Genomic DNA, 3783 nt, shown 5'->3' with positions numbered 1-3783 from the left:
AGCCGGCGGACAGACGGCGGTTGCACAGGGTCAGCACCCCATAGGCCAGACTGGACACCATGCCCCAGACAGCCCCCTCCCCGGCGCTGTCCGTCACCGAGAAGGAGGGCACCGTGATGAGCACCCCCGCCAGCAGCAGCGCCGCCCGCCCCACGCCCCGCAGGCTCAGGGGTTCCCGGTACACCAGCGGTTCCAGAAAGGTCACAAAGAGGGGAAAGGTGGCGTAGGTCAGGGTGGCAACGGCCACCGACGCCTGCTGTGCCGACAGGAAAAACGCGGTCCAGTGCACCGCCAGCACCACCCCGGCGCCCACCGCCAGCCCCGTGTCCCGGCGGCTGTGCAGGGCCAGCGGGGTGCGCCCTGCCAGACACAGCACCAGCAGCAGGGCGGACGAGCACCAGACCCGGCCGGCCGCCACCAGCACCGCCGGCACCGCCACCCGGCGCGCCAGCACCGCCGACAGCCCGAAGAGCATGACGGCCCCGTGCAGGGCCGCCAGACTGCGGGCATTCTGTTTCATATTCCTTCTCTCCTTCCAGCAAAAGTTCCCCCGGCGCCGGGTGTTTCCGGTGCCGGGGGATTTTTTGGCGGCCGCCGGCCCTCAGGGGCGGGTGCGGTCCTCCTCGGTACAATAAAAATCGGTCCACCGCCCGTGGTAGGTGCGGCAGGGCATGCCGGGGGTGGGTTCGCTGGGCAGGGTCCCCGCCCGCAGGGCTTCGGCGTCCCGGCGGTTTTTGCCGATGAAATCCGGGGTCACCGGACAGGCGTGGTGGCATGGATAGATGGTTTCAAACCGGTCCGCCATGGCCTCCAGCTTTTTCTGGCTCCCGATGTAAAGGTTCAGGTCCCGGTGATCCCCGAACAGATAAATGGGTCCGCCATCCTGCACCGAATCGCCCGGAAAAAGCACTTTCCGGTCATAGTCCGCAAAGGCCACGCTGCCCCGGGTGTGGCCCGGGATCTCGATGACATGCAGGTGCCAGCCGCCGCAGCGGAATTCATCCCCCTCCTGAAGCGGATGGAGTTCCGCTGCCGCCCGGACCAGTCCCCAGTCCTTCCGGTGGACCCAGGCCCGGGCAACATCCTCCAGGCCGCCGGCGTGGTCGGGGTCTGCGTGGGTCAGCAGCACCCGCACCGGCAGGGCGGTCAGGGTCCGCACCTTTTCCATCACATGGCTCTGGGCAAAGCCGGTGTCCAGCAGCAAGGCTTGCTCCCCGCCCAGCAGAAGGAATTGCCGCACCCGGCCATCATACAGTTCATACAGATCAGCACACAGAAGTTTTGTCTGCAGCATATGGGATTGCCTCCTTGGCATTTATTCGCTGAGCAGCAGGGATACCTTGTCATACGGCACCAGCTCATTGTGGGCCAGCAGGTTGCGCACGTCCCGGCAAAGGCGGATCATCTCGGTCTCCTGCCGGGTGAAATCCGTGTCACCCCGGCGGGTCAGGAAGAACAGGTTGCCGAATTCCAGGTCCCAGGGGTCCCGGATCAGGGCGCCGTTTTCCGCCTGCACCGGCATCCACCCGGACAGACGGTCCAGGTTGGCCCGGATATATTCCAGCCGCTTTTCCTCCACGCGGGCAAAGAGCACCATGATCTGGGCCCGCCACACCCGCAGGTGCAGGGTCTCGTCGCCGGCCGGGGCAAAGGGCTGGCCGCTGTCGCTGCAGCCCCCGTCCAGCAGCCGTCGGGCACAGGCTTCGGGCTCCTGCAGGAAGGGGTCCCCCTGCCGGATCAGGGCGCCGGCCAGCTCCGGGTCCCCGCCGCTGACGCTCTGGGCCAGACAGGCCAGATAGTCGGCGGAAGGGCAGGGCTGCAGGGCGGCGGCTTCCAGGCAGAAGACCTGGCAGTCCGCCCCCGACGGGGTGTACACCACCCCGCCGTCCGCCCGGGGATGGTCGGTGCGGTATTCCAGCAGGAACAGGGCATGGAGCCCCCCGGCGGCCCGGGCGGCCCCGTCATATCGGGCCGCAAAGGTGCGCCAGGATTCCAGCTGGCCGGCAGTGCGGATGCCCCGCACCCAGACATACATCTGGTTCAGGGTGATGTCGGTCTGGCCGCCCAGGTAGTCGGCGTAGCTCTGCCCGGGCCAGTACCGGGTGCGCACGTCCTCCGCGCAGAGTTCCTGCAGCACCTGCCGGCCCGGGTCCTCCCCGGTGCAGTCCAGGAAGTTCACCGTGCGGTCCCCCCGCAGGGAGGAGAGGCGGTCTTTCATGATATCGTAGAATTCATCCTGCCAGGGCAGGGACCGGGGCAGGTACAGCACAAAGGAAGTTTCGGCGCAGGCCCTGTGCACCACGGCCTGACACAGGCGCAGGGAGCTGCCCACCTGCCGCCACCAGATCTGGGCATGGTTCATCCGTTGCCGCCTCCGATCTGCACCAGTTTTTCAAAGATCTCCTCCTCATTGCCCAGCAGGTCATGGAAGTTCTTGCTGGCAAAGAGGTAGGTGTCCTTGCCGGTGCTGCGCAGGATGTTCAGGTCATACAGCTCCTGCAGCAGGGTGTCCACCTGTTCCCGGCTCAGGCTGGTCAGGGTATGCAGGCCCAGGTCCCCGGCCTGACGGATCAGGTCCTCGGCAGTGTAGCCGGTGGTGGTGGGCATGGCGGTGTACATCCAGCCGATGAGCAGGGCGATGGTGTAGTAATAGGAGCCCTGGTCCTGGTCCAGGCGCAGGGTGATCTCGAACTTGTTGTGGATCTCGGCCAGGAAGTTGTTGTCGGCCAGGACGCGGCGGATGTGGTCTTCGGTGATGCGGTAGGGCGGCGTGGAGGCCTGGTTGTAGCCGGCGTAGTTGCTCTGCCGCATGGACTCGATGAGTTTCTGGCAGTACATCTGGATCAGGCCGGGGAAATAGTTGGCGGTGGCCAGGATCTGGGAGATGAGCACCCGGTCTTCCAGCAGGAAGCCCAGATAGCTCAGGGGCTGCACCAGCAGTTCGTGGGCTTCGGGGGTCTCAAAGGGCTTGACGTTGAGGGAGGGCAGATGGGTGATGACCGCGTTGCGGCCCAGGGCCACCTCCCGGTTGAAGCGGACGATGTTGTGCAGACCGGCCAGCACGAACTTGAACCGTTCGGGCAGGGTCTGCTGGATGTCCTTGAGTTCGGCCAGGGGCTGGTAGTTGCAGTTCTTGCAGTCCTCCACGAAGGTGTCGGCCTCATCCAGCATGACCAGCAGATAGGTGATGGGGGCTTCCTCCTGCCGCAGGCGGGTCTTGATGTCCTGGGCCAGGTCGGACCAGTTCTCGGTCTCGCTGCTGCGGGGCAGGATCTCCAGGTCCGCCAGCTCGCAGGAGAGCTTGCGGGCCGCCCGGGCGCAGTCGCAGCCGGACAGGTCCACCAGCACGGCGCGGCGGCCTTCCAGACCGTCGATGTCGATGCGGGCTTTCTTGAACAGGGCCGATTTACCCAGCTGCCGCCCGCCGTAGATCAGGTTCACGCCGCCCGGGCGTTCGATCTTGAGCAGTTCGTCCTTGCGGCCGATGAACATTTCCGGCGGCATGGGGTTGGAAGAGTCCGCCACATAGGGCTGGTAGTAGGCGAAGGGCATGCCCGCCGCCATGAGGATGCGGTTGATGGTGGCGTCGTTGTAATGGTTGGCCAGGAATGCCAGCAGCACCCGGTCCAGCAGCAGGTAGGTGGTGGACAGGCCGGTCTCCTTCTTTTTGATCTTGCGGGCCAGCTTGCGCCGTTCCGGCATGGAGAGGGGGTAATCCAGCAGGACCAGCTTGGCCCCGCGGAGGTTGTCCAGCGCCTTGAAGCGGGCCAGCAGCCGGTCACA

The 3783-nt window shown here is 65.9% G+C and carries 4 protein-coding genes; all 4 read right to left on the bottom strand.

The window, feature by feature from the left end; translation table 11 throughout:
• A partial coding sequence (locus Q0K17_RS10785; protein ID WP_294542914.1) for an EamA family transporter occupies positions 1-520 on the bottom strand: 520 nt, incomplete at its 3' end.
• Positions 521-601: 81 nt separating this feature from the next.
• A complete protein-coding gene (locus Q0K17_RS10780; protein WP_294542913.1) occupies positions 602-1294 on the bottom strand; it encodes an MBL fold metallo-hydrolase in 693 nt (230 codons plus the stop codon).
• Between the two features lie 21 nt (positions 1295-1315).
• On the bottom strand, positions 1316-2362 hold the full coding sequence (locus Q0K17_RS10775; RefSeq protein WP_294542912.1) for a hypothetical protein: 1047 nt from the start codon (positions 2360-2362) through the stop codon (positions 1316-1318).
• On the bottom strand, positions 2359-3783 hold a 1425-nt coding region (locus tag Q0K17_RS10770; protein WP_294542911.1), incomplete at its 5' end, for a hypothetical protein. The genes Q0K17_RS10770 and Q0K17_RS10775, both read right to left, overlap by 4 nt.

Source organism: uncultured Gemmiger sp., assembly GCA_944388105.1.
Lineage (GTDB): Bacteria > Bacillota > Clostridia > Oscillospirales > Ruminococcaceae > Gemmiger.
The sequence above is the reverse complement of the archived record's forward strand: the minus strand, read 5'-3'. Positions and strand labels throughout refer to the sequence as shown.

What these genes read in the sequence shown, in the direction of transcription:
- Q0K17_RS10775 (WP_294542912.1), bottom strand. Translation starts at nt 2,362, where the DNA reads ATGAACCATGCCCAGATCTGGTGGCGGCAGGTGGGCAGCTCCCTGCGC.
- Q0K17_RS10780 (WP_294542913.1), bottom strand. Translation starts at nt 1,294, where the DNA reads ATGCTGCAGACAAAACTTCTGTGTGCTGATCTGTATGAACTGTATGAT.